The organism is Amycolatopsis japonica (genome assembly GCF_000732925.1).
GTDB classification, from domain to species: Bacteria; Actinomycetota; Actinomycetes; order Mycobacteriales; family Pseudonocardiaceae; genus Amycolatopsis; species Amycolatopsis japonica.
This window is the reverse complement of record NZ_CP008953.1, coordinates 4,994,847-5,019,213: the sequence shown is the minus strand read 5'-3', so window position 1 is coordinate 5,019,213 and position 24,367 is coordinate 4,994,847. Positions and strand designations below refer to the sequence as shown.

24 protein-coding genes and 1 pseudogene are annotated in these 24,367 nt (G+C 69.4%); 10 read left to right on the top strand and 15 right to left on the bottom strand.

Annotated elements, in window-relative coordinates:
- Positions 1-116: 116 nt before the first annotated feature.
- The 4 genes from AJAP_RS23080 to AJAP_RS44395 form a co-directional block, all read right to left on the bottom strand.
- The gene (locus AJAP_RS23080) at positions 117-1,334 is read right to left on the bottom strand and encodes a glycosyltransferase (RefSeq protein ID WP_038515172.1); all 1,218 of its coding nucleotides are present in this window, start codon (positions 1,332-1,334) and stop codon (positions 117-119) included.
- 29 nt (positions 1,335-1,363) lie between these two features.
- Positions 1,364-2,329, bottom strand: a complete 966-nt coding sequence (locus tag AJAP_RS23075) for a glycosyltransferase (protein ID WP_038515170.1) — start codon at positions 2,327-2,329, stop codon at positions 1,364-1,366.
- Positions 2,330-2,357: 28 nt separating this feature from the next.
- Positions 2,358-2,789 carry a DUF4383 domain-containing protein gene (locus AJAP_RS23070; RefSeq protein WP_038515168.1) on the bottom strand — a complete coding sequence of 144 codons (432 nt, stop codon included), beginning with the start codon at positions 2,787-2,789 and terminating at the stop codon, positions 2,358-2,360.
- A 75-nt stretch (positions 2,790-2,864) separates the two neighbouring features.
- A complete protein-coding gene (locus AJAP_RS44395) occupies positions 2,865-3,002 on the bottom strand; it encodes a hypothetical protein (RefSeq protein WP_167551715.1) in 138 nt (45 codons plus the stop codon).
- A 479-nt stretch (positions 3,003-3,481) separates the two neighbouring features.
- Here AJAP_RS44395 and AJAP_RS23065 point away from each other — a divergent pair, with 479 nt between their 5' ends.
- Both AJAP_RS23065 and AJAP_RS23060 read left to right on the top strand, forming a co-directional pair.
- A complete protein-coding gene (locus AJAP_RS23065; protein WP_051972568.1) occupies positions 3,482-4,174 on the top strand; it encodes a methyltransferase in 693 nt (230 codons plus the stop codon).
- Complete coding sequence (locus AJAP_RS23060; RefSeq protein ID WP_038515167.1) at positions 4,158-4,373, top strand: CDGSH iron-sulfur domain-containing protein; 216 nt, start codon at positions 4,158-4,160, stop codon at positions 4,371-4,373. The genes AJAP_RS23065 and AJAP_RS23060 overlap by 17 nt, the downstream gene beginning before the upstream one ends.
- On the opposite strand, the gene AJAP_RS23055 is transcribed toward AJAP_RS23060, so the two are convergent.
- From AJAP_RS23055 to AJAP_RS45355, 4 genes and pseudogenes are all read right to left on the bottom strand, one after another.
- The gene (locus AJAP_RS23055) at positions 4,341-5,351 is read right to left on the bottom strand and encodes an iron-containing redox enzyme family protein (protein ID WP_038515164.1); all 1,011 of its coding nucleotides are present in this window, start codon (positions 5,349-5,351) and stop codon (positions 4,341-4,343) included. The genes AJAP_RS23060 and AJAP_RS23055 overlap by 33 nt on opposite strands.
- 18 nt (positions 5,352-5,369) lie before the next feature.
- The gene (locus AJAP_RS23050) at positions 5,370-6,467 is read right to left on the bottom strand and encodes a carboxylate-amine ligase (protein WP_038515162.1); all 1,098 of its coding nucleotides are present in this window, start codon (positions 6,465-6,467) and stop codon (positions 5,370-5,372) included.
- Positions 6,467-7,762, bottom strand: coding sequence for an FAD-dependent oxidoreductase (locus tag AJAP_RS23045; protein ID WP_407639407.1), 1,296 nt, complete (start codon positions 7,760-7,762; stop codon positions 6,467-6,469). Before AJAP_RS23045 ends, AJAP_RS23050 begins: the two co-directional genes overlap by 1 nt.
- Positions 7,763-7,841: 79 nt before the next feature.
- A pseudogene (locus tag AJAP_RS45355) lies at positions 7,842-7,982 on the bottom strand (hypothetical protein); the annotation flags it as partial.
- A gap of 74 nt (positions 7,983-8,056) precedes the next feature.
- On the opposite strand from AJAP_RS45355, the gene AJAP_RS23040 reads away from it, so the two are divergent.
- The 5 genes from AJAP_RS23040 (at position 8,057) to AJAP_RS23020 (ending at position 13,328) form a co-directional block, all read left to right on the top strand.
- Positions 8,057-9,355, top strand: a complete 1,299-nt coding sequence (locus AJAP_RS23040) for an ATP-grasp domain-containing protein (RefSeq protein ID WP_038515161.1) — start codon at positions 8,057-8,059, stop codon at positions 9,353-9,355.
- Between the two features lie 3 nt (positions 9,356-9,358).
- Positions 9,359-11,383, top strand: a complete 2,025-nt coding sequence (locus AJAP_RS23035; RefSeq protein WP_038515159.1) for a CocE/NonD family hydrolase — start codon at positions 9,359-9,361, stop codon at positions 11,381-11,383.
- Positions 11,370-12,293, top strand: a complete 924-nt coding sequence (locus AJAP_RS23030; RefSeq protein WP_038515157.1) for an alpha/beta hydrolase — start codon at positions 11,370-11,372, stop codon at positions 12,291-12,293. The genes AJAP_RS23035 and AJAP_RS23030 overlap by 14 nt, the downstream gene beginning before the upstream one ends.
- 150 nt (positions 12,294-12,443) lie before the next feature.
- Positions 12,444-12,884, top strand: coding sequence for a DUF6098 family protein (locus AJAP_RS23025; protein WP_038515155.1), 441 nt, complete (start codon positions 12,444-12,446; stop codon positions 12,882-12,884).
- A gap of 87 nt (positions 12,885-12,971) precedes the next feature.
- Positions 12,972-13,328 (top strand): SCO4402 family protein, encoded by a 357-nt coding sequence (locus AJAP_RS23020; RefSeq protein ID WP_051972567.1) that lies wholly within the window; start codon positions 12,972-12,974, stop codon positions 13,326-13,328.
- Between the two features lie 6 nt (positions 13,329-13,334).
- Here the strand turns inward: AJAP_RS23020 and AJAP_RS23015 are convergent, their stop codons facing one another.
- The gene (locus AJAP_RS23015; protein ID WP_038515153.1) at positions 13,335-14,417 is read right to left on the bottom strand and encodes a carboxylate-amine ligase; all 1,083 of its coding nucleotides are present in this window, start codon (positions 14,415-14,417) and stop codon (positions 13,335-13,337) included.
- A 71-nt stretch (positions 14,418-14,488) separates the two neighbouring features.
- Here AJAP_RS23015 and AJAP_RS23010 point away from each other — a divergent pair, with 71 nt between their 5' ends.
- Positions 14,489-14,848, top strand: coding sequence for a hypothetical protein (locus AJAP_RS23010; protein ID WP_038515152.1), 360 nt, complete (start codon positions 14,489-14,491; stop codon positions 14,846-14,848).
- A 10-nt stretch (positions 14,849-14,858) separates the two neighbouring features.
- Here AJAP_RS23010 and AJAP_RS23005 read toward each other — a convergent pair whose 3' ends face one another.
- Positions 14,859-15,797, bottom strand: coding sequence for a universal stress protein (locus AJAP_RS23005; protein ID WP_038515150.1), 939 nt, complete (start codon positions 15,795-15,797; stop codon positions 14,859-14,861).
- 147 nt (positions 15,798-15,944) lie between these two features.
- On the opposite strand from AJAP_RS23005, the gene AJAP_RS23000 reads away from it, so the two are divergent.
- A complete protein-coding gene (locus AJAP_RS23000) occupies positions 15,945-16,292 on the top strand; it encodes an STAS domain-containing protein (RefSeq protein ID WP_228694566.1) in 348 nt (115 codons plus the stop codon).
- Positions 16,293-16,296: 4 nt separating this feature from the next.
- Here the strand turns inward: AJAP_RS23000 and AJAP_RS22995 are convergent, their stop codons facing one another.
- From AJAP_RS22995 to AJAP_RS44120, 4 genes are all read right to left on the bottom strand, one after another.
- A complete protein-coding gene (locus AJAP_RS22995) occupies positions 16,297-17,547 on the bottom strand; it encodes a PucR family transcriptional regulator (protein WP_038515148.1) in 1,251 nt (416 codons plus the stop codon).
- A 22-nt stretch (positions 17,548-17,569) separates the two neighbouring features.
- On the bottom strand, positions 17,570-17,917 hold the full coding sequence (locus AJAP_RS22990; protein ID WP_063777632.1) for an STAS domain-containing protein: 348 nt from the start codon (positions 17,915-17,917) through the stop codon (positions 17,570-17,572).
- 191 nt (positions 17,918-18,108) lie between these two features.
- Positions 18,109-20,286, bottom strand: a complete 2,178-nt coding sequence (locus AJAP_RS22985; RefSeq protein ID WP_051972837.1) for an ATP-binding protein — start codon at positions 20,284-20,286, stop codon at positions 18,109-18,111.
- Between the two features lie 182 nt (positions 20,287-20,468).
- Positions 20,469-20,627, bottom strand: coding sequence for a hypothetical protein (locus AJAP_RS44120; protein ID WP_158073266.1), 159 nt, complete (start codon positions 20,625-20,627; stop codon positions 20,469-20,471).
- Positions 20,628-20,889: 262 nt separating this feature from the next.
- Between AJAP_RS44120 and AJAP_RS22980 the strand changes: the two genes are divergently transcribed.
- Positions 20,890-21,858, top strand: coding sequence for a hypothetical protein (locus AJAP_RS22980; protein ID WP_174492039.1), 969 nt, complete (start codon positions 20,890-20,892; stop codon positions 21,856-21,858).
- Here the strand turns inward: AJAP_RS22980 and AJAP_RS22975 are convergent.
- Positions 21,825-24,299 (bottom strand): hypothetical protein, encoded by a 2,475-nt coding sequence (locus tag AJAP_RS22975; protein WP_038515144.1) that lies wholly within the window; start codon positions 24,297-24,299, stop codon positions 21,825-21,827. The genes AJAP_RS22980 and AJAP_RS22975 overlap by 34 nt on opposite strands.
- Between the last annotated feature and the right edge of the window lie 68 nt (positions 24,300-24,367).

Here is a 24,367-nt window from a genome sequence, read left to right as displayed (position 1 = left end):
GTGGCTTTTGCAACGTCGGCGAAGACCCATGGTCGAGACATGTCGCGAAAGCCACTTTCGCGACATGTGATGTCCCGAAAGTGGCTTTCGCGAAACAGCTGTGGAACGACTGGACCTCAGGAAGGTGAAGCGGCCGCCGCCACTTCCGTCTCCCCGGCCGGAACGCGTCCGTAAGAGCGCAAGCAATCCGAAGCGACCCTGTCCCACGAGTACCGGGCCCGCACCCGATCGGCTCCGGCGAGTCCGAACGACTCGCACAACGAAGCGTCACCGAGGAGGCGCCGCAACGCCGCCGCCAGCTCCCCGGGGTTGCGCGGCGGGACCAGCATCCCGGTGACCCCGTCGACGACCGTGTCGGTCAGCCCGCCGACGGCCGTCGCCACGACCGGGACACCGCAGGCCATCGCCTCCAGCGGCACGATGCCGAACGGTTCGTACCAAGGCGTGCAGACCACCGCGTCGGCGGAACGCAGGAGCGCGGGCATCTGCTCGCGCGATACGAGCCCGGGCAGGTGTACGCGGTCGCCGACGCCGGCCCGGTCGGCGATCGCCCGCAACCGCCGGACCTCCGGCGCCTTGTCGAGCGGCCCCGCGTCCGGGCCGCCCACGATGACCAGTTCCGTGTCCGGGAGCGACGGCAGCGCGGCGATGGCGAGGTCGAACCCCTTGCGCGGGACCAGCCTGCCGACGCTGACGATCCGGCGTCGAGCCGTCCGGCCTGCCACGCCACCATCCGGGGTGAACGTGGTCAGGTCGACACCACACGGGACTACCGAAGCACGCGATCGCGGCAGCCCCATCCGCACGAGTTCGAAGACCTCGTCCGAGCAGGTCGCGATCACGCGGTCGGCCTGTTTGGCGATCATCCGCTCGAGCCGGATCCGGTCGGGCGGGCTCGTGTCGTTCTTGCCCTGATAGCGGCGTTTCACCACGCCCAGCGCGTGAAAGGTCTGTGCCACGGGGATTCCGAGGTCCTTCGCCGCGAGAATCGAAGCCAGGCCGGACATCCAGAAATGCGCGTGGACGACGTCGGGCCGGTCCTTGGCCCAGCGGGACCGCAGCACCCGGCCGAACTCGCCCATAGATGGCAGCAGCTCGTCCTTCGGCAGCTTTTTGGCCGGTCCCGCGGGAACGTGGACGACGCGGTAGCCGTCCGGGGTCTCGACGGTCGCGGCGACACGGCGGTTGTCGCGGCGCGTGTAGACGGTGACGTCGTGTCCCTGCCTGCTCAGCGCCGAGGAAAGCGCCGCGACGTGGACGTTCTGACCCCCGGCGTCGGCTCCGCCCATGGCGGCGAGCGGGCTCGCGTGCTCGGAAACCATCGCGATCCTCATCGGGCTCCTTCCCTCCGCCTGCGGCGGAATCAAGCGGTCACTTCGGCCAGCAGGGCGTCCCAGCGGCTGAGGAACGCGTCGAGCCCGTAGTGGCTCAACGCGAACTCTCGCGCGGTTTTTCCTGCCAGCACGGCGAAATCGGGTTCGTGGATGAGCTCGCGGTACGCCTTCGCCAGCGCCTTGACGTCCGTCGAGACGGCGCCGGCGTCCGGCGGGACCGCGAGTACCGCTTCGGTGGTCGCCAGTGCCACGACCGGCATGCCCAGATGCATCGCTTCGAGCAGCGAAAGGCCCAGCGACGTCCACCTCGCGGTGTGGAGGTAGACGCGGCGCCGGGCCACTTCGTCGTACAGCTCCCGGCTCCGCAGATCGCCGCCGGGACGTACCGCGGGGTGTCGTCCGTCGAGTTCTTCCGCGCCGATCCCGTACACGTCGACCGGCGCGATCTCCGCGAAGGCGGGGAGCAGATCGGTTCCGGTGATCCGTCCCCGTCGCGCGGGTTCGTTGATCAGGGCCGCGCCGTGGGGCAGTTCCCCGGTGTACCGCTCGCCGGGATCGGGGATCCCGTGCGGCACGACCACCGTGGGCGCGAGGCCGGAGTCCCACATCAGTTCGTTGAAATGGGTCACGTGGACCAGCGGGATGTCGTCGCGCTCGGCCAGCGGATGCCGCGTGGTGGCGGCGTGCTCCCGGGGCGTGTTGTGCTCGACGTAGACGGCGGGCACTTCCTTGCCGGGACGGCGGCGCAGCCACCGCGCCGACAAGTGGATCTCCTCGGCCCGCTGAAGGATCACGACATCGACGTCGAGATCCTTCAGTTCGTCGACGGGAACCTCTTGGGCGGAGGGCCAGTCACGGCCGCTGAGTCCGCGACCCCACGGTCCGCCTTCGTCGAGGAGCGGCAGGAAACAGTGGTGGCCACTTCGGACGAAGGCCTCGGTCCAGGAACCGTGCACGTGCCACAGGAGAATCCGGAGCGGGGCCGATTTCGTCATACCCGCCAAGTTGCCCGTTGTGGACGGACTAAACGTTTTCCGTTGTCTTACTTTGCTTCCGCTGGGAAACGCGAGTGGACGCGACGCCCACCACGAGCGCCACGAGGGCGGTCACCCCGTGCAGGACGTTGTCGGCCCAGTTGAGGTTGACGGCGTCACCGGCGGAATCGGTCCCCGCCGAGAGAACACCGAAAGCGGTCAAACCCGTGAACGCGACGAAGACCAGCCAGCTGTAGGCCGGGATCGCGGACGGTTTGGCCACGGCGACCAGGCCGACGACGCCGATCACGGTGCGGATGACGTCGAGCATGCCCGTCGCGCTGAAGATCCACAGCGTGTTTTCGCCGACCTCGTTCGCCTCGGGGAGGAAGAAGAAGCCGAGCACACCCAGGACGAGGTGGACCAGCGCGATGACCAGCACCACCGGTCGCAGAAGGAAGCCCGTCGTACGTAGGTTCATCGGAAAGCCTCCGTTTCGCCGCGAGCCGATCGGGTACCCCGTGGTGCGGCCGCGAAACGCGTTCGGCGGCGCGCTTCATTCACCGGACTGCGGGTCGGTGTCGTCGTGCGGGTCGCCGGACGACGTGCCCTGTTCGCCGCGGGTCTCTTCGTGGTCTTCCTGGTCCAGTTTCTCGCTGTCGGTGGAATCGCCCTTGGCGGGTCCGGTGTCCATGAGGGTCTCCTTCGTTCGGTTTCCTCGCGATTACCCGCTTTCTCGCGTTCTAGTGATGGGTGAAGGCGTGACTCGCGTGATCAGGCACGGAACTCGCGTGACTGGAGGCTCCACTCGGTGTTCCGCCGCTGATCACGTGAGTTACGGCTTGAATCACGCGAGTGCGGTCCGTGAAGGCCTCCTTGAGGGACCCAGAGTCCCTCAAGGAGGCCTTCACGGACTTGCGGGGCACCCCACTCGCCCTAGCCGTCACACCAGCTGTATGTGAAGGCCCCCTTCACTGCGTCTAGCGCAATGAAGGGGGCCTTCACGTACCTCAAGCGGGGCAAGGAACCGGAACCGATGAGCGGTCCAGTTGGTCGTGAGTGGCGTTTCGGGTTAGAACCCGAAACGCCACTCACGACCGGGCCGACCATTGTGGACGTTTCGCGCCATACGACCGGGGTAGCCGTGGGCAACTACGGCGAACCGGAGGGGACATGACCGCGATCTCCCAGGCAGCAACGATTCCACTCGCCCCGGCGCGGCCATGGCTGCTGCGGCCGCCGGGGGTCTACCGCCCGCAACACGACACGTGGTTGCTGGCGAGCGCGTTGAGCGCGTCGGGGATGCCCCGCGAAGCGAAAGTCCTCGACCTCTGCACCGGCACCGGAGCCCTCGCGCTGACGGCCGCGGCGCACGGCGCGAGATCGGTGACCGCCGTGGACATCTCCCGGCGGGCGCTGGCCGCCGTATGGGTCAACGCGCGGCTACGCGGCCTCCCGGTCCGGCCGCTTCGTGGCGGCTTGGCCGAGGCGGCGAGCGGTGGCCCGTTCGACGTCGTGCTGGCGAACCCGCCGTACGTTCCCTCGCCGGTGCCCGCCACCGGCGCCGCACGGGCGTGGGACGCGGGGCCGGACGGCCGGATCGTGCTCGACCAGGTCTGTGCCCAGGCGGCCGAATTGGTGGCGCCGGGCGGCTACCTGATGATGGTCCACTCCGCGGTCTCCGGCCCCGACACGTCATTGACGCAGTTGCGGGCGGCGGGGTTGACACCGTCGGTGGTCGCCACCCGATCGATCCCCTTCGGGCCGGTCATGCGGGCACGGGCGGCCTTCCTCGAAGCGGCGGGCCTGATCGAGGCCGAGCAGTGTCACGAGGATCTGGTGGTGATCCGTGCCGACCGGCCGTAGGACCAGGGTCCGGATCGAATCCGGCGGGCCCCTCCTGGTGGAGGGGCCGGTCGAGATCGTCACGGACGACGGCGAGACGGTGACCTCGGATCGCTTCGTGGTCGCCCTCTGCGCCTGCCGCCGCAGCAAGCGTTACCCGTTCTGCGACACGAGCCATCGCCGCCGGTCACGGCAGGGGATGCAGCGGCCTGAGGAGTGAGGTCTCCCCGGCTGACCAAGCACCGAGCAGGTGCTCGGTCAGCCGGGTTTCCAGCAGGTCGGTGGCCTGGATGCCCAGCGCGACATCCGCCGCGAGCTCGGGTTCGCGGTCGAGCAGATCGCCGACGACGTCGTGCCGCAGCACCTGTTCGTGCACCGCGTCGGCCTCGATGTGCTCGGTATAGAAGTAGCGGCATTCCGGTGCCGCGCCAAGACGTTCCAACGCCTGGTCCATACGCCGGGCGGCGGGCGCGGTGGTGATCTCGGCGGCGGCGAAATGGCCGACGAGCGCGCCACGCAGGCCCCGGTGCAGGCCGAACAGCGACATCATGTTCACCGTCGCGAGTGTGCAGGCGGGGACGTGATCGAGGTAGGCGAGGTAGCCGTCCGACAGGCCGGCGGCGGTCAGCAGATCCCCGAACAGCCGGGAATGCGCCTGATCGGCCCGCCCGCCGCCGAACTCGTCGAACTCCACGGCGACCAGCGCGGCCTTGGCCCTGCCCCGCAGGCGCGGGATCACCCACGCGTGGGGATCGGCCTCCTTCAAGTGGTAGATCGACCGCTGCGCGAAGTACTCCTCGACGTGCCACCATTCGCCCTCGTCACGCAGGAAGTGGGAAACGCCGCCGCCTTCGACGGGTTCGACGAGCAACTCGTCCAGCAGCCCGCCGACGTCGTCCCCACCGGGCACGGCGGCGCGGATGCCGTCGAGGAACACGTGCTCCAGAACGGACCGGAAGGCGAGCAGCCGCGAGTCCCACTCCCACTCCGAGTCGACGCCGTCGAAGCCCTGGTAGTGGAGTTCGTAGCAGACGTGCAGCGCCAGCTGGAGGTCTTCACCGAACGGGTCGGCGCCGGTCGCCACGTCGGGGTCGAAATCGTCTCGGCGTCCGCCCGCCAGGGTGTCCACCACGGCCGCCGAAAGCGGGCCGCGGATTTCAGGCAGCCTCGCGGCCACGTCACGGTCGATCGTCGTCATGTCGCGCGAGTACCCGATCTAGGCGTGCGGAACCGTCTCTTCGGTCAGCATCCGCAACACCGCGATCTCTCCGTCGGCGGCGGCCCGGCGCTGCCGTTCGGCGCCGGTGCCCTCCCGTTCCAGCCGGCCGAGCAGGGTGCGGACGAGGTCCGCGTCGCCCGTGTCCTCCAACGCCTGGCGGGTACGCGACAGCAGCGCGGCGACCCGGTCGCCCGCCGGGACCGGCTTTCCCGCCACCGGGTCGACGGCGGGGCCCGAAAGCCCGTGACGCGCGGCCGACCACACGGCCGCGGCGGCGATCTGCGGATCCAGTGGCACGGCCTCCACACCGTGGTCCAGGTCGGCGAGGGCGGTGCGCACCAGTGCCCGGGTCAGCAGTCCCTGCAATACGGCTTCGTCCACGGTGGACGCGGTGTCGGCGGCGCGGACCTCGACGGTCGGCCACCGCGCCGACGGCCTCGCGAGCCAGAAGGTCTGGTTCTCGTCCACCAGGACCCCGCAGTCCACCAGCTTCCCGACCTGTTCCTCGTAAGCGGCGGCGTCGACGAAGTACGGGGCGATACCCGAGCCGGGGAACCGGCTCTGCTCCACCATCCGCCAGCTCTCGTAACCGGTGTCGCGGCCGCCTTCGAAGGGCGAGTTGCCCGACAACGCCAGCAGGGTGGGCAGCCATTCACCCAGATGGTTCACCACGGCGACCGCGGTCTCCCGGTCGGGCACGCCGACGTGCACATGGCATCCGCAGGCCTCGTAGGCCTTGACCACCCCGGCGTACAGCGCGTCGACCTTGCCGAACCGGTCGACGGCGTCGTGGTCGCGGTCGGGCGAGGGACGCGGGGGAGTGCCGGCGGCGATGATGGCGCAGTCCTCGCCCGCGGCCGCCTCGGCGAGCGTGCGGCGCCCCGCGGTCAGGTGCTCGTACAACTCGTCGGCCGTGTCGCAGACGCCGGTGGCGGCCTCGATCTGGGTCGGCCGCAGTTCCCGGTGGACCGCCGCGCCGTCCGGCAGCGGACAGCAGATCCGGTGCCGTTCGAGCACCGCCTCGGCCCGGGGGCAGCTCACCCCGGTTCTGGGATCCACCAGCAGGAACTCTTCTTCGATGCCGATCCCGGTCATCACCGCTCCCGCTTCTTCGGTAGCGCGCGCACGGCCGGTCCCTGGATCACCGACCCGTCCAGCCCGAACCGCGAACCGTGGCACGGGCAGTCCCAGGTCTTCTCCGCGTTGTTGAACGCGACGAGGCAGCCGAGATGGGTGCAGTGGGCGCCGACGGCGTGCAGCTCGCCACCCGGATCGCGGTAGGCGGCGACGAGTTCGCCGCCGTCCCGGGTCACCTTCGCCTCGCCGGGCACGAGTTCGTCGAGGGAAGCGGGTTTGCGCAACGCGCTGAGATGGTCGCCCACCAGGAATTTCGCCACGGTGGCGTTGTTCTCCACGGTCGAAATCGCCGACCGGAGGTCGAAGCGGTTCGGGTCGTACAGGCCCGCCGACGGATTGTCGCGTCCGGTCAGCAGATCCGCGAGCAGCAGCCCGGCCGCGGTGCCGCCCGTCATGCCCCACTGGCCGAAGCCGGTGGCGACCCAGAGGTGACGGCTGGCCGGGTGGTAGCGCCCGACATAGGGCACGGAGTCCAAAGTGGACAGATCGTGCGCGGACCACCGGTGGGTGACCCGGTGCACGCCGGCGTGCTCGCGCGCCCACGTGGCCAGCCGTTCGTAGCGGCTCTCGACGTCGACGGAGTCACCGACCCGGTAATGCTCGCCGCCCACGACCGCGTACGGCACACCGTCGTTGAGGTAGCTCCGGACGGAGTGGTGGGTGTCGGCGTCGAGGTACATCCCCTCGGGTGGGTGATTTCCCGCGACGGGTCCGGCGACCACCAGATCGCGGACCGGATCGAGCCGGGCGAAGAACAGGCCGCGGTCGAACACGGGGTAATGGGTCGCGACCACGACCTCACCGGCGCGCACGTCACCCGAGCTCGTGCGCACTTTGGTCCCGCCGAGTTCGTCGAGACCTTCCGCGCGTACCCCTTCGACGATCGTCCCGCCCGCGCGTTCGATTTCGGCGGCCAGCGCGAGCAGCCAGCGGCGCGGATGGAAATGCGCCTGCGACGCGAACTTGACCGCGCCGAGGGCGGGCACGTCGAGGTCGACCTCGGTGACGTAGGAGGCCGGAAGACCCGCTTCGGCGGCCGCTTCCGCCTCCCGTTCGAGGCTTTCGACGGTCTCGGGCATGGTCGTGTAAACGAAGCTGTCGGAGCGGGTGAACCCGCAGTCGATGCCGAGTTCGGCCGTGGCCGCCGCGATCCAGTCGAGGGCGGCCGCTTGCGTGTACGCGTACATCGCGGCGGCTTCGGTGCCCTTGGTCTTGGCCAGCGTGGCGTACTTGAGCCCGTGCTGGGCGCTGATCTTGGCGGTGGTGTGGCCGGAGACCCCGGCGGCGACAACGGCCGGCCTCCAGCACGAGGACCGAACGCCCGGCCCTCGCCAGCCGGTACGCCGTGGTGAGCCCGGCGATGCCGCCGCCGAGGACCGCGACGTCGACCTGTGGCGGCAACGGCGTGCCGGTGCGATCGGGAGCGGGAGCCGTGTCGAGCCACAATGAACGCGTTCCGGGCAACTCCGTCATGCGGCCCGGATTCCCTCGGGGCGGAGCGGGCAAACCCTGGTTTTCCGGCCCACTCGAGCGGGTAGGCCTGGCCTATGACCACATCCTCCAGGCCCCCAGAGGAAAAGAACATCTTCGTCATCGGTCTCGACGACGCGAACGACGAGGTGCTGAGACGAATCCCCGGCGCCGACCGGTACCGCTTCCACGCGTTGCTCTCACCGGAGGAGCTGCAGCACGGCGAGATCCCGATCGTCGAGCTGGTGGAGAAGGCGGAGGCGCATTTGGACGCCTTCTCCGAGCCGATCGACGCGATCGTCAGCTATTGGGACTTCCCGTCCTCGACGATGGTGGCGATGCTGTGCGAGAAGTACGGGCTTCCGGGAGTCTCCCTCGAAGCCGTGCTGAAATGCGAGCACAAGTACTGGAGCCGCCTCGAACAGGCGAAGGTGATCGACGAGGTGCCGTCGTTCGGCATCGTCGATCTGGACGAGGACGACCCGCGACCGCCCGAGGGCGTCGACTACCCCATGTGGCTCAAACCGGTGAAGTCGTTCTCCTCGGAGCTTGCCTTCCACGTCGCCGACGACGACGAGTTCGACAAGGCGGTCGCCGAGATCCGGGCGGGTGTCGACAGGGTCGGCAAACCCTTCGAGCGCGTGCTGGCCACGGTCGACCTCCCCGAAGAGGTGGCGAACGCCGGTGGGGCCGCGTGCCTCGCCGAAGGAGAGCTCAACGGCGTGCAGGCCGCGACCGAAGGCTATGTCTACAAAGGACAGGTCACGGTCTACGGGGTGCTGGATTCGATCAACTACCCCGATTCGACGTCCTTCCTGCGGCACCAGTACCCGTCGCAGCTGCCCGTGGACGCCGTCGAGCGGATGAAGGAGATCTCCGTCCGCGTGATGGAGCAGATCGGCTTCGACAACGCGACGTTCAGTATCGAGTTCTTCTGTCATCCCGAATCCGGGCAGGCCTGCCTGCTGGAGATCAACCCGCGGCATTCGCAGTCGCACGCGGAACTGTTCGAGTACGTGGACGGGGTGGCGAACCACCAGATCATGGTCCGGCTGGGCCTGGGACAGGATCCCGGTGCGCGACGGAACCGGGGCGACTACCGGATCGCGGGCAAGTGGTACTACCGCCGTTTCCGCGACGCGCTGGTCACCCGGGTGCCCACCCGCGCCGAGATCGCCGACCTGGAGGCGGAGATCCCCGGGGTGAAGATCGAACTGGTGGCCGAGAAGGACACCAGGCTGTCCGATCTGCCCGAACAGGACAGCTACAGCTACGAACTCGCGCACATCTTCGTGGCGGCGCAGACCGAACGGGAGATGGAGAGCAAGTACCGCCGGTGCACCGAGGCGCTGCGGTTCGACTTCGAGGAGGGATAGCCCATGCGGACGGTGGCTTCGCTGCCGTACGAGATCACCGAGGAGGACCATGTCTGGATCCCGGTTTCCGACGGCGTCCGGCTGTCGGCCCGGATCTGGCGGCCGGTCGCTTCGGACGGCGAGCCGGTTCCGGCGATCCTGGAGTACATCCCTTATCGGCACCGTGATCTGACGTCGGTGCGGGATTCGGTGCACCATCCGTACCTCGCTGGGCACGGTTACGCGTGCGTCCGCGTCGACATCCGCGGTTCGGGGGAGTCGGAGGGAGTCCTCGCCGACGAGTACCTCGAACGGGAGCAACTCGACGCCGAAGACGTCCTCGAATGGATCGCCGCGCAGCCATGGTGTTCCGGCCGGACCGGCATGATGGGCATCTCCTGGGGCGGGTTCGCCGCCTTGCAGGTGGCCGCGCGCAAACCGCCGAGCCTGACCGCGATCGCGATCTCGTCGTTCACCGACGACCGGTACTCCGACGACATGCACTACATGGGCGGCTGCCTGCTCTCGGACAATGTCGCCGAAGCGTCCACGATGTTCGCCTACGCCACGTTGCCGCCCGATCCCGCGTTGGCGGGGGAGCGGTGGCGCGACCTGTGGCACGAACGCCTGGAGAACTGCGGTCTCTGGGTGGGCGAATGGCTGAGCCACCAGCGGCGCGACGAATACTGGCGGCACGCTTCGGTCTGCGAGAACTACAGCGACGTCCAGCTGCCGGTCCTCGCGTCCAGCGGCTGGGCGGACGGGTACTCGAACGCGGTCTCGCGGCTGCTGGCCAATCTCGACGTGCCGCGGCGCGGGCTGATCGGGCCGTGGTCGCACAAGTACCCGCATCTCGGACGGCCCGGCCCCGCCATCGGCTACCTGCAGGAACTGGTCCGCTGGTGGGACCACTGGCTGAAGGACGTCGAAAACGGCGTCATGGACGGGCCGATGCTGCAGACCTGGATGCAGGACAGCGTGCCGCCGTCGACCTCGTACGAAGATCGCCCCGGCCGCTGGGTCGGGGAGCCGTCCTGGCCTTCGCCGCATGTGCGTCCGTCGGAGCATCGGCTCGCGCGGCACCGGATCGCACGGCCCGGCGAGGAGGTCCCGGCGGAGGACCTGCCGGTGGAATCGCCGCTTTCGGTCGGCCAGTTCGCCGGTAAATGGGCTTCCTACAGCGCTCCGCCGGATCTGCCGTACGACCAGCGAGAAGAGGACGGCGGCTCGCTCGTCTTCGACACCGACGAGCTCGCCGAGCCGTGCGAGATCCTCGGATCGCCGGTGGTGGATCTGGAGGTCTCGGCGGACAAGCCGGTCGCGCAGGTCGCCGTCCGGCTGTCCGACGTCGCGCCGGACGGCAGGGCGACGCGAGTGACCTACGGCCTGCTGAACCTGACCCACCGGGACGGGCACGACGACCCGGAGCCGCTCGAACCGGGTACGCGATACCGCGTGCGCGTCGAGCTCAACGCCGTCGCGCAGGCTTTCCCCGCCGGGCACCGGATCCGGTTGTCGATCTCGTCGTCGTACTGGCCGCTGGCGTGGCCGCCGCCGGAACCGGCGAGGGTGACCGTCCACACCGGACAGAGCACGCTGACGCTGCCGGTGCGGCCGATGGCCGAAGCGGACGAGGTCCCGGCTCGGCCGTTCGGTGAACCCGAAGGCGCGGAACCACTGCCGGCGACCCAGGTCGAACCCGGCGAGCAGCGCTGGACCGTCTCCCGCGACCTGATCGACTACCGCTCCGCGCTCGACATCGTGAAGAACGAGGGCAAGGTCCGGTTCGAGGACATCGATCTCGACGTCACGAGAAACGTCTTCGAGCGGTACTCGTGGGTGGCCGACGACTTCTGTTCCCCGGTGGCGGAGACGGCGTGGTCGATGACGTTCGCCCGCGGGGACTGGTCCGCGAGGTCCGAGACGCGGACCCGGGTTTCGTGCACTCCCACCGAGTTCGTGATCGACGCGCAACTCGACGCCTTCGAAGGCGAGCGACGGACGTTTTCCCGCAACTGGCATCGGACGGTTCCCCGTGATCAGGTCTAAGACGAGTCTCACGGCGAAATCGCTGCTCGCCTGGCTGCGCCTCACCAAACGGAAGCGCACGTATGCCGAGCTCGACCGATTCCGCCGGAGCATCGAAAGCAGCCAGGCGAAGGGCGACCGAGGGCCGATCCGCTCGATCCGGCGCCGGTTCGCCGTCGAGCGGTCCGAAGTGGACGGACGGCCCTGCTACACGATCCGCCCGCGCCGTGGTGGGGCCGCCAAGCACGTGCTGTACTTCCACGGTGGTGCTTACGTGCACCAGATCCAGCACGACCACTGGCGGTTCTTCGGGCGGCTGATCGACCGCACCGGCTGCTCGGTCACCGTGCCGATCTACCCGCTGGCCCCGGACCATCAATGCCCGGAGACCATTGCGTTCGTCCGCCGCGCCTACGACGGGTTCGCCGCTGCTACCGAGCCGGAGGACCGGATCGTGATGGGGGATTCCGCCGGCGCGGGCATCGCGCTGGCGCTCACCAAGGCGTTGCGGGACGAAGGCAGGCCGGTACCGAAGGAGACCGTCCTGCTGTCGCCGTGGCTGGACCTGACCATGAGCCATCCGGCGCAACCCGCCCTGGACGAGCGCGACCCGTACCTCGCGCTCACCGGCCTGAAGGAGGCGGCGAGGCTCTACAGTGGACGATTGCCCCGCACCGATCCCCGCCTCAGCCCGCTATCCGGTGATCTTTCCGGGCTCGGGGCGCTGACCGTCTACATCGGAACCAAGGACGTCCTGCTCGCCGACGCCCGGCGTATTCACACGCTGTGCACCGAGCAAGGCGTGCCGCTGAGCTATCACGAGTACGAGGGCATGATCCACGCGTGGATGCTGGCCTCGATCCCGGAAGCGAAGCTGGTGCTGGAGGAGATCGCTCATCTCGTGGATCGATCGCTCGTGAAATCGGTGTAGACGCGTGACGAGTGGGTAACCGGAAGACAACGGCCGGCGTAGCGAGGTTGTACGTCCACCGGCCGTGAGGTGGACCGGCGTGGGCAGCCCCGGCGGAGCAGGGACGCCGGCGCGCCGGTCACCGTGTCCACTTCCTGGCTGGAGTGCTCGATGGAACGGTTGGAGTCACTGGGGGATCTCGCCGCGCTGGTCAGGAGGCGGGAAGGACTGTACGTGCGGTGGGCGCCGACTCCCGAGCATCGCCCCGGCACGAGCCGGGACGAACTCACCGGTGTGGAACTGCCGGGGCTTTCGGTGAACCCCCTCGATCCCGAACCCTGGTGGCGGGATCAGCCGCTCGAACTCTGGCTGGCCCGGAGGCTCTACGACTACTGCCACCTCAGCCACGAACGTCGTCGTGAGACCAAGCCGTGGGTGCTGGCGGGCCGGATCGTGGGATCGGGTCCGGACAACGAGCCGCTGCTGACCGACCCCGAACCGGTCGGCAGGATCTCCACCGCGGTGCTCGGGGAGGCCCGGGATCTGCTGCGGGACCGGGCGCGGCACGACGCGGACTGGGGTCCGTTGCGCCGCCCGCCGGAACTCGGGTGATCCGGCCCCGATCACGCGAGTTCCGCTTTCAATCACGCGAGTTCGGTCTTCGAACACGGGGAGGGGTCGACCTGACACCATGGGCACATGGATGTCGAATGGCCCGAACGGCGTGAGGATGTGCTCGCCGCGCTCAGGGTTCTCGCAGCAGAGCCTCCAGTGCTGGACGGCGCGGGCCGGGACACCCGGTGGCCGGACCTCGCCAACGCCGTCCATTGGTTGGTGGACGACACACCGTGGGACGTGGTGGATCCGGCCACGTCAATCGGGACGATCCTCCGTGACGGCCATGAAGGCGACGCGATTCGCGAGGTCGTGGCTGCGGTCGTCGCCGTGTCGGATCGCCAAGGTCCTACGAGTTCGGACGCGGCCTGGTTCGGTGACAGTGGCTGGAGCGAGGTTCGACGGCTCGCTACCCAAGCGCTCACCTGCCTGGAACCCTGAACGCCGTCAGGTTGACCGGACGGCGAGCAGGTCCACGACGTCGTCCGCCACACCACGCTTCTCGAACCGCGCCCGTTGCCGATCGGCCCCGCCGCCCTCGGCGGCCAGCCGCGCACACCCATCGCGGACGAAGTCGAGATCACCGGTTTCAGCCAACGCTCCCGACGCGAACGTGACGACGTCGTCGAGCACATCGCTCGCCGGGGCGAGATCGCCGGTCCGGAAATGCGGGCAGCGCCCGGAGAGTCCTTCCCGCGACGCCCGCCAGATCTGCGCGCGAAGAACCTCGTTGGACAGCTTCGAGGGGCGTTCCTCCGAAGCGAGGATCGTGCCGACCAGGCCGCGGATCAGCACCCCGTAGAGGACCGCGTCGCCGACGGTGGCCGCGACGTCGCCGAGCCGGAACTCCACTGTCGGCTGTTTCTCGGAAAGCCTTACGTCCCAATAGACCATCGCGCGATCGAGGATGGCGCCCGCCCGTAGCCAGGCATCGACGATGCTTTCGTAGTGGTCCAGCGAGCCGAACCGCGGCGGCGCGCCCGCCGAGGGCCAGCGGTTCCATTGCTGGTAACGCCAGCTGGCGTACCCCGTGTCGTATCCGTCGCAGATCGCGGAATTGGCGGTCACGGTCAGCAGCGCGGGCAGGAACGGCCGCACGCGGTCGATCACCCGGATCCCGGTTTCCCGGTCCGGGACGGCGATGTGCACGTGACAGCCGCAGGTGTGCGACGTCCGCGCGGTCGCCCCGAAATGTTCGGACATCCGCTCGTAACGCGGATTCGGGGTGATGGCGGGCAAAGCCGTTTCCGTGAGCGGTGCGCTGCCACTGGGCAGCAGGCGGCGGCCCCGCCGTGCGGCGGCTTCGGCCAGGTTGGTCCGCAGGATCGTCAGCTGCCGCTCGGCCTCGTCGCGGGTCGTGCAGATACCGGTGGCCGATTCGGCCTGGGAGCGGGTGAGCTCCTGCTGGAGTTCGCCCTCATCTTCGTCCGCGGCGTCCACGACGGCGTCGCCCGCCGGGGAAAGGTGACCGGTCCGGTCCACCACGAAGAACTCTTCCTCGACCCCGAAGGTGAGTACGTCGTTGTTCACAACCGCTGATACCCCCGGCCCGCTGGGCACAAACTTGTTTTCGCAGGTCGTGGACGGGGTATTTCAGGGCAATGAGTCCGAAGTCGCAGGAGCCTCCGTATCTGCTGGCCGCACAGGCCGGATCAGTCGTGCGCCACCTGCACAGCAGCCTGCGGGCGGGCGAATCCGCTTCGCCCGCGGACCTGTGCCGGACCATCGGGGCGTTGCAGCAACTCGCCGACGACCTCGTCCAGGTCCTGCCCGGTCTGCAGGGCCAGCTCGAAGAATGCCTGCTGGCAGGCCAGGTCGGCGCGGGCGACACGGCGGCCGAGGCCTGGGACAAGGTCGCCGACGTCGGTTACGCCCTCGCCCAGGCCCGCACGGGCGGCCTCCTGATGGCCGCGGAACTCCGCGTTTCGCGACGCACGCTCGGAGAACTCGCTTCTTCGTGAGACGCCGGGCTCAGCCGACCGGCTGGGCCCGGACCACCGCCACCGGGCAATGCGCGTGATGCAGCGCGTCGTCGCTGACCGAACCCAGCAGCAGACGCCGGAGATCGCCGTGATCGCTGCGGCCGAGCACCAGCAGCGCGGCCTCACTGGATTGCACGGTCAACGCCTGCGCGGCGGGCCCCACCCCGTGCACCGTCTCCACGGCGACGTCCGGATAGCGCTCCCGCCACGGCTTGAGCTGCCGCGCGACGAGTTCGTCGGCCACCTCCTGGGGAATACCGGGCGCCGGATCCAGGACCGGCCCGCCGAGCAGCGGCTCGCTCGCGGGGCCCCAGAGCGGCATCCGCGCGACATGCACCGCGTGCACGGTGAGCCCGTGCCGGGACGCGAAGTCGAAGGCGAACCCGGCCGCCTGCGAGCTCTGCTCCGAACCGTCGGTGCCGAGGATCACCGGCCCGCCGGGTGGCGGCTCGTCCCCGCGCACGACCACGACGGGACGGCCGGCGGTCTTGGTGACGCCGGATTCGGTCGAGCCGAGGACGGCCCTGGTGAACAACCCCGCGTGGGATTCGCCGAGCACGATCATCGCCGCATCGGTCTCGTCGGCGACCGAGGTCAGGACCTGCTCCGGAACGCCTCCGCGCACGACCGTGCGGACATCGAGGTCCGGGTCGGAGCGTTTCAGCGCTTCGGCCATCGAGGCGAGCTGCCGCCGGGCGGGTTCCACTTCCGCGGCCTCGTCGGCGGCTTGGGGGACCGCTTCGTTCAGCGGTGTCGCGACAGGGTCCGAGCCGGGCGGGGGAAGCCGATCGTGGGTGCAGTACGCGAGGACCACGCCGAGGCCGCGGGTCTTCGCCTCGGCGACCGCCCAGCGGACGGCGCGGCGGGCCTCGGGCGAGCCGTCGAAACCGATCACCACCGGCCCCTGGCCGGTCTGTTCAGCGGACATGGGACATCACCTCCGACGCGCTGCTGATACCCGCTTTACGGGGTCTTCAAGCGGACCGCCGGTTTCGCCGCACCGCATGTCTGGGTACTTCCACATATGACTTCCCTGTCGACGCCCCGCGCGCTTGACAAGAAGCGCGCCTTCTCAGTGTCCTCCGAACGGCGGGCGCTCGAAGAACCACGGGGACGTCTCCGCCTGCACGTGAGCAGGCCGACCAGGGGGACCACCGTCGTCAAGATGAACGGCGAGGTCGACCTCGGAACCGCTCCGCGCCTGTGGGAGATGCTCGACCAGCGACTCCACGGCAGCGGCACGACGGTGATCGTCAACCTGTCCGAGCTCGAGTTCTTCGGAGTGACGGGTATCCGGGCGCTCGAACGCGCGCAGCTGCTCGCCGACGAAACAGGGACGAATCTCTTCATCTTCGCCGGAGAGTGCCGTTCCGCCTGCCGCCTGCTCGGCCTGTGCGAGAGCGAAACCCTTCACGTGCTGTGACGTGTCACAAGGCCTTGGGCCGGGTGGCGGCGCGAGCCGCAAGGGCCGCGTTCAGCAGCGCGATATGTTCGAGCCGGGTGGGATCCAGCCCGGTGAGATCCGCGATCCGGCGCAGCCGGTAGTCGACCGTGTTGGGGTGGACGTGCAGGGCCGCGGCCGTCTGACGGCGCCCGCCCCGGTTGAGGAAGGTCTCCAGCGTCTGCAGGAGTTCCTCGTTGCCGTCCAGCGGCATCAGGCGGGTGGCCAGCCGGTCGAGTGCCGGGCCCGGACGCGAAAGCTGGTATTCGAGCAGGACGTCGTCGAGCCGGTACAGCCCGGGCGGCCGCCCGGTTCCGGTGGCGACCGCGAGCACGTCCTGCGCGAGCTTCGCCGCGGCGGGCACACCGGACGGCTCGGCCGCGGCGGTCCCGGCGATGACCTCGGCGCCCGCCGTCCTGGCGACGTCGGCGAGCACGCGTTCCAGCCGCGCCCAGTCCCGTGTGGACAGTTCGTCGGCCGCGGTTTCGTGCGGTAGCAAGGCGAGCCCGCCGTCCGGCGTGAGCGAAGTCAGGACGGTGCCCCGGATCTGGCGTTCCAGTTCGACCCGCAGCCGCCGGAGCTTCCGCCGTCCGGCGACCAGCGGGTCGACCCCGTCGACCTCCTCGTCCGGATGCGCTCCGACCGACGCCGCGAGGACGATGTAGCACGGCGGCAGCCGCAGGCCCGCCTGTCCCGCCGCGACTTCCGCGGGTTCGCCGTCGAGCAGCGCGGAGAGCACCGTGTGCCGCGCCGACCGTTCGTCGTCGAACATCGTGCGGCGTTCGTCGAGGTAGCCGGCGCCGACCGCGGGCGTGACCACCTCCAGATAACGCAGAGTCAGCGCGTTGACGGCCAGGACGTCGGCGACCTCGTCCGGCCGCGCGTCCGGCGTCAGCGACGCCCAGACCACCTGGATGCCGATGTGGTACGCGGTGAGCACGACGTCGATCGGGATGCCCTCCTCCGCGCGCCGGGCCGCCGATTCGCGGAGGAAGTCGAGCTCCCGCTGAGTCGGCGTCGCGCCGGTGCGCAGAGTGTCGATGAAGGAACGCAGGTTCTGCTCGATCACGTGGGTGATGTCGCCGCTGAGTTCCTCGGCGGGCAGCAGGCCGTACTCCGGGATCCGCAGGACGATCTCGGAGAGCACCGTCTTCGCGAGCGAAGGCAGGACTTCGGTCAGCCGTTCCGCCAGGGGACGTCCGCCGATACGGAAGCCTGGATCCTTGTCACCCGTCACAACCGCCCATCATGACAGCTGGTCAGTGCGTGAGCACGTCCCGTGCCGAATCGAGCGTCGGGTGCACGGTGAGGACCGCGTCGAGGCCGAGCAGCGACATCGGGCGAAGCAGGGCCCGCTCCTGGGTGACCAGGATGAACGGGACGCCGGCTTCTTCGGCTTTCGCGCGGGTCTGCACGAAGACGGTGAAGCCGGACGAATCACAGAAGGTGACCGCGGACAGGTCGGCGATCAGTACCGACGGCTTGAACCGGAGCTCCTCGTCCAGCGCCTTGCGCAGGTCGTCGGAGACGCCGAGATCGATTTCGCCGGATACGGTGACCACCGTGTCGGTGGCGGAGGCCGTGATCGAGATGTCGAGAGGGGACACGAATCTCCGTGTCGGACGGGGCGGATCGGAAGCGGGAGCGCGGTAGTCGGTCAAGTTGACTCCTTGCCGGTACGGGGGACCGGCTGCTGCCCATGGGCATGCCGGACCCGGAAAAGGGACCCGGCGGCTGGTGTCTGAACCGCGACAGGCCAACCGTAGCAGCCTCGCGGCCCGTTACGCCGGTTGAGCGGTCACCCCATCCGTACCCGAGCCTCGCCGACCATCACCCGATCGAGGTCAGGGTGGGTCTCGTCGGCTCGATTCCACAGTTCGGCCGCCAGTTCGGCGGAGCCTTCAGCGGCCGCGACATTGCCGAGCCCGGTGTAGGCGCGAGCGGTTTCGTACCGGCTCCCGCAGGCCTCCGCCCGGTCCGCGGCGGCACGATAGGCCGAGGCGGCCAGATCGTGGCGTTCCGCGTGGTACCAGGCCCAGCCCAGGCAATTGAGGGCCATGGCGGCGTCGAGATCCAGCCCCAGTTCGTCGAAGACGGCCAGCGTCCGGCCGGCGATCGCGGCGGCGTCTTCGGATCGCCCCAGCGCGGTCAGCACCAGCGCGATCCCGCGGTCGGTGATCGCGGCGTTGCGGCGATTGCCGTCACGGACGTAGAACGCGTGCGCCTGCCGGAGATCCCGCAAGGCGTCGTCGTGGTTGCCCCGGTAGTGCTCGGCCCAGCCGTTGTGCGCGAGGGTGGTGGTCTCGCCGTGCCCGTCACCGATGCGCCGGAACAGCGCGAGCGCTTCGCCGTAGTACGCCGAAGCCTCGTCCAGGTCGCCGCGATCGACGTGCGCGACCCCGAGGTTGGCGGTGGTGGTGGCCAGCGCCCACGTGTCCCCGAGCGCTTCGGCGGACGAGCGCGCCCACCGGTGCGTCTCCAGCCACGGGTCCCACAGTTTGGCCACGAAGAAGAAGTCGCGCAGGAAGAAGGCGAGCTGCCAGCATCGTTCGTGTTCGCCGCGTTCGCCCGCCGTCCGGCACAGGGCCACCAGGCCGGGCCATTCGGCGCGGAACCAGGACATCGCCATCTCGCTGTCGTCCAGCCTGGCCGGTTCCGGGACGCCGGGGTCGAAGACGATCTCCGGGAAGTAGCGGTGCGGGGTGATTTCCCGGTCGGCCAGCGCGGCGGTCCGCACCGCGAAATCGGTGAGCCTGCTGAAGGCCTTCATGCCGTCCTCCGCGTCGGTGAGCACGAATTCGGTGGCGAACGCGCGCAACAGGTCGTGGAATCCGTATCGGTCGGAGTCCGGTTGGGTGAGCAGATGGGCTTCGTGCAAACGGTCCAGCAGCCGATCGGCCTCCCGGAACGGAAGCGCGCTCAACGCGCTGGCGGTATGGACGTCGACGTCGGTTCCGGGGTGGACGGTGAGCAGCCCGAAAAGTCTCGCCTCGGCGGTGCTCAACTGCTGAACGGACAGCCGGAACGCGGCGGCGAGCGAACGTTCGCCGTCGTCCAGCTCGCCGAGGCGGGCCGATTCGTCCGCCAGCCGCCGGTCGAGTTCCGCGACGTCCCACGCGGCATGCGCGCGAAGCCGCGCCGCGGCGATCCGGATCGCGAGGGGGAGCCGGGCGCAGCGCCGGACCACCCGGGTGACGGCGGGTCCGGCGGGAACGCCGGTGATCGCGGTGAAGAGGGCGACCGCCGCGTCGAGCGGGAGCATGTCCAAAGAGACGTGCGTGGCGTCGTCGAGCGCGCTCAGCCTGGACCTCGATGTGATCAGCACGCGGCATTTCGGTTCGGCGGGAAGCAACGGACGCACCTGCGCCGCGCTCACCGCGTTGTCGAGTACGAGAAGCAGACTGCGGCCGCGAAGCCGCGATCGGTACAGCGCCGCGCGATCGGCGGGTTCGGCCGGGATGCCGTCCGCAGGGACACCGAGCACGCGAAGCAGCCTGTCGTGCACCGCGGCGGGTTCACCGGCTTCGTCGCGTAGGTCGACGAACAGGCAGCCGTCGGCGAATCCGGATTCCAGCCGGTGCGCGCATCGCACCGCGAGTTCCGTCTTGCCGACACCGCCCATGCCGGACACGACGCAGACACCCCCGTCGGCTTCGAGCGCCGCGCGGATCGCCCGCAGTTCGGCCGCCCGGCCGGTGAAGGACGAGGTCGCCGGTGGCAGGCCGGACGGTCTGACGTCCGGCCGCGTCCGGCGCCGCACGGGTTCGCCGGGCAGCAGCGGTTTCAACTCTCCTTCCGCGCCGAGTTCCGTTTCGCACAACTCCGCCAGTGCTGGATTCGGCGCGGAAATCCCGGTCTCGACTTTACTGAGGTAACCCTTGCTGTAGTGAGTGCGGGCGGCGAGTTCGGTGAGCGAAAGGCCCGCCGCTTTACGGCGGCGACGCAACTCCGCTCCGAACGTTGCTCTCTCGTTCATCGGCACCCATCCTCGTCGGAGGATCAGTATGGCCGTGTGGACGATGTTCCGGCAGTGGCTTCCGTCCGGCGGCCGGATCCGCGGATCCGGCCGCCGGACGCGGGTGTGTTTCATACCGTGTCCTCAGCCGAACACGATGCCGAGCAGGGCCAGGATCAGGCCGATGGCGTGGGTCTGCATGGTCAGTCCACCTCCTTTCCGTGTGTGGCGACCACGGGAGAGACCGGGTTCGCGGGCGCGGTCCCCGCCGCGCTGCCGAGCGCCACTCCGATGAGGAGCGCGACCACCCACAGCCAGAAAGCGATCCGTAAGAGCAGCGAAAGCGAGCACTTGACGGTCATTCCGACTCCTTCGGTGAGCGCATGAGGGCAGCACTCGACAACGCGGGAAAACCGCTGGTTGAGGTGTTATCGCCGCGAATTGGGGCGGCTCACCAAGAATGCGTCGCCGGTTCGGGGGCGACAAGGAGTTTCCTGTTTCCCGTATGAGCGGGAAACGAAAACCCAAAATAACGATCGGCGATACACGGCCGCCACCGGCTGGACACGGGCCGCCGGGCTGGCGACTATTGACGACCGTGCTTGAACCACTAGGGGAGGACTGGTGACCGTCAGCGCTGCGGATCTGGCCGGCGAATTGAAGCTGCTGCGGAGGGGCCGGGGAATCGCGGCCCCTCAGCTGGCCGAACGGGCGGGACCCGCGTTACGCGCGGTCTGCGGCATGGCCGAAGGCGAGGGGAACGCGGCGATCCGGAAGACACTCGGTGAATGCCTGTCCGGATGGGCGCGTTCGCTGCCCGAGGACCTGTGCACCGCCGTGCTGGCCGCGCTCGGGCTGCATCCGGAGGCGGCGCACCCCTTCTACCAGGATCGGGTGCGCTGGCTGGCCAAGCATCTGCAGCGCGACGACCGGACCGCCCGCCGCCGGATCGACGACGGCATCCATCAGCTCGCCGAGGTCGCCGTCGCGTCCACAAGCGAATCCGACAAGACCGAAGCGGCTCAGCCCAGCCGAAGATGGCACACGGAGGAACTGCGCGTGGCGGTGGCGCTCGACCAGCCGGTGCCGGAGGTCCTCGAATCCCGCCGGATCGTCGCCGATGCCGACGACATCGCCGAACTGGACCTGGCCCTCACCCTGACCGACTCGGTCTACCGGGGCGAGGCCATCGGCAGTGAAGATCTCCGCGTGGACGTGTTCCACGGTGGACGGCTGACCGGACGGGTGATGGAGTCCACCGATCGCGTCGGTCTGGCGTTGCGGTTGCCCAGCCCGCTCAAGCGGCTGAGCAAACACGAGATCGCCTTGCGGTTCCGGGCGGAGTTCAGGCATCCGCATTTCGTCTGCGTCCCGCGGCATCCGGTCGATCTGTTCGATCTGCACGTCCGGTTCGCCCTGCCGATCCCGGTGGAAGTCGTCCTGCTGGAACGGGTCTTCCAGGACGACGCGAGCGACGAGGCGGCGCGCGGGTTCTCCCTGACGCCGGACGCGTCGGGCGAGGTTCATGTCCAGTTTCGGCATCTGACACCGGGTTTCGCCTACGGAGTGCGCTGGCGGCCGTCGGAGAACTGACTCGCCGTGCCCCGCAGCACCCGTTTCGCCGCGATCGCCTTCTCGGACAGTTCGGTCGCGGGGCCGAGCGTCGCGACGATGTCGTCCGCGGCGCCGTCGACCAGTTCGGTGGCCCGCCGGTACTGGTCGCGTCCGCTGAAGGCCAGCGCGAGGCCGAGGTCGAGCCGGCTTTCGAGGGTTTCCGGATGGGTCGAGCCCAGCAAGCGGATCTGTGGCTGGAGGATCTCCTCGAGAAGTTCGGCTTGGCGCCCGAAGTCGCGCGACTGTCCGTGCGCCAGGGCCATGCCGTGCCGGATCCGGTACCGCAAGCGGTTCTCGCCACCGAAGACGCGGAGCACGGTCCGCTCGGTCTCGCTCAACGCCTGCAGGGCACGCTCCGGCCGGCCCCGCAGCAGGAGCGCGCGGCCTGCCAGGGCGGCGGCGGTCAAGGCCGCCGGGCTCTCGGCGCCGTGACGCCGTCCATATCGGCTTTCGAGTTCGCGCAGGGCGGCTACGGACCGGTCCGGGTGAAGGTCTTGGAGGTCGAGGGTGACCGTCGCCTCGGCCCACAGCAATTCGGCTTCGGTGCATCGGAAATGCCGCATTCTGCCGGTGGCGTGGAACGCCGCGATCACCTCCGCCGCGGCTTCGCGTGCCCGCCGCGGCCGGTCGTCGAGCAGCAGGACGCGGGCGTATTCCAGCAGGGCCGACGGCAGGAGGTCGCCGGATGGCGAGTCGCGAAGCTCCGGCAGGACCGTGTCGAGCGAGGCGATGGCCTCCCGGGCCCGGCCTCGGAGACGCAGAGCCTGTGCGCTCGCCACGACCGCGGATAGCCGGGCTGCACCCCGCCAGGGAAGCTCGTGCCAGAAAGCCCGTTCGCCGGCGCCGTAGTCGCCCTGACAGTCGAATGCCTGCGCGGCGACCAGTTCGGCCGCGTATCGCTCCTCGTCGTCGGCCGCGGACAGCAGCGCGTGCCGGGCGTGTCGCACGGCTTCCGGATACAGCCCGCAGGCGATCTCCACCCGTGCGGCCGTCACGAAGTCCGTGCTCGTGGCGCCTTCGGTGGACAGGATCGCGGCGTGGACCTCACCGGCGGCGAAGAAATCCCGGTGCCGTTCGTGAGCGGCCGCGACCGGGCGCAGCAGCCGGATCCGGAGCGCCGCGGACGCGCGCTCGGCGAGGGCGCGGGCATGCTGCAGGAGGAAGTCCCGGTACTCGGTGCGTTCGTCGGAAAGCAGTCGTAGCAAGGACTTCGCCGCGGAAGCGGGCAGGTCGCCGGGATCGAGCCCCGCCCTGGCCACTTCGGCGACGAGGGGTTGCAGCCGCAACCCGCCGTCCACAAGCGAGGCGAGACCTTGTTCTTGCAGTTCGCCGACGGCTTCTACGGAACCGGCTCCGAGCACGTCACGGGCGATGCCGAGCGGAAAGGGGGCCGGCGCCAGCATCGCGCCGAGACGGATGATCCCGGCGGCGACCGGACCGCAACCGGCGAGCAGACCGCGGATCGCCGGCGGTGCCGTGTCCGGACGGGACGCGAGCGGTCCGTCCTGGCGTCGCACGGCCAAAGCGTTGGCGCGCAGCGTGATCGGATGCCCGCCACAGTGTTCGACGAGACGGAGCACCGCTTCTCGCTCGGTGTCGTCGGCCGGTGCGCGGTAGTCGCTGAACAGCCTGAGCCCTTCGGCAGGGGTCAACCCGGCAAGGTCCAGCGCGGCGACGTCCCACGGAGAATTCCCCACCCGGCTCACGAGCAGTGTGGACACCGTGGAGGCAGGGAGGAGCAGCCGTTCGAGGACGTCCGGAGGGAGCCCCGGCGGAACGTCGTCGATGAGGACGAGAACGCGACGCCTGTCGGCGCCGATCCGCTCGGCGACGTGGTCGCGCAGCCGGTCGAAGCCGATGCCGGACAGATCGGCGTCCAGCCGGTCACCGGCCGCGCGGGCAAGGGCGAGGTGGAACTGGGACAGGACCTCTTCCGGCGCGTGCTGCCCGAACGGGCCCAGCCGCAGGACACCGCCATCGAAGGTGTCCTGGAAGAGGCGGGCGTACTGTTCGGTCAACACGGTCTTGCCGACGCCTGGCAGGCCTCGCACCATCAGTACCGGGTGCGCGTGCAGGCCACGATGGAGTGCCAGGAGTTCGCGATACCGCCCGACCATCCGGGCCGGGCGTCCGCGGCGGGCGTCGGCCACCTTGCGCCGGACGAGCCAGACGAAGGCGGGCAGATCCCGCGGATCGACGGCCTGCTCGCCGTCCGCCCCCGGATCGACGACCAAGGCCCGGTCGGCACGGGAGCAAAGGACCAGCACGAGACGGGAGTTCGCGAGCGCGTCGGCGAACTCGTCGACGGCGGAGTCCCGGAGAACACGGAGCCCCGCGTCGCGAAGTGCCGCTTCCGGCCCGTCCACCGGGGCCGCGCCCTCCGAAGTGAAACACAACAAGACATCGAAACGATCCGTCATCCGTGCTCTCCCCGTGATCGTGGCGATTCGACAGCGCAGGGATCGATCCAGGGGCCGGTTTCGCTACC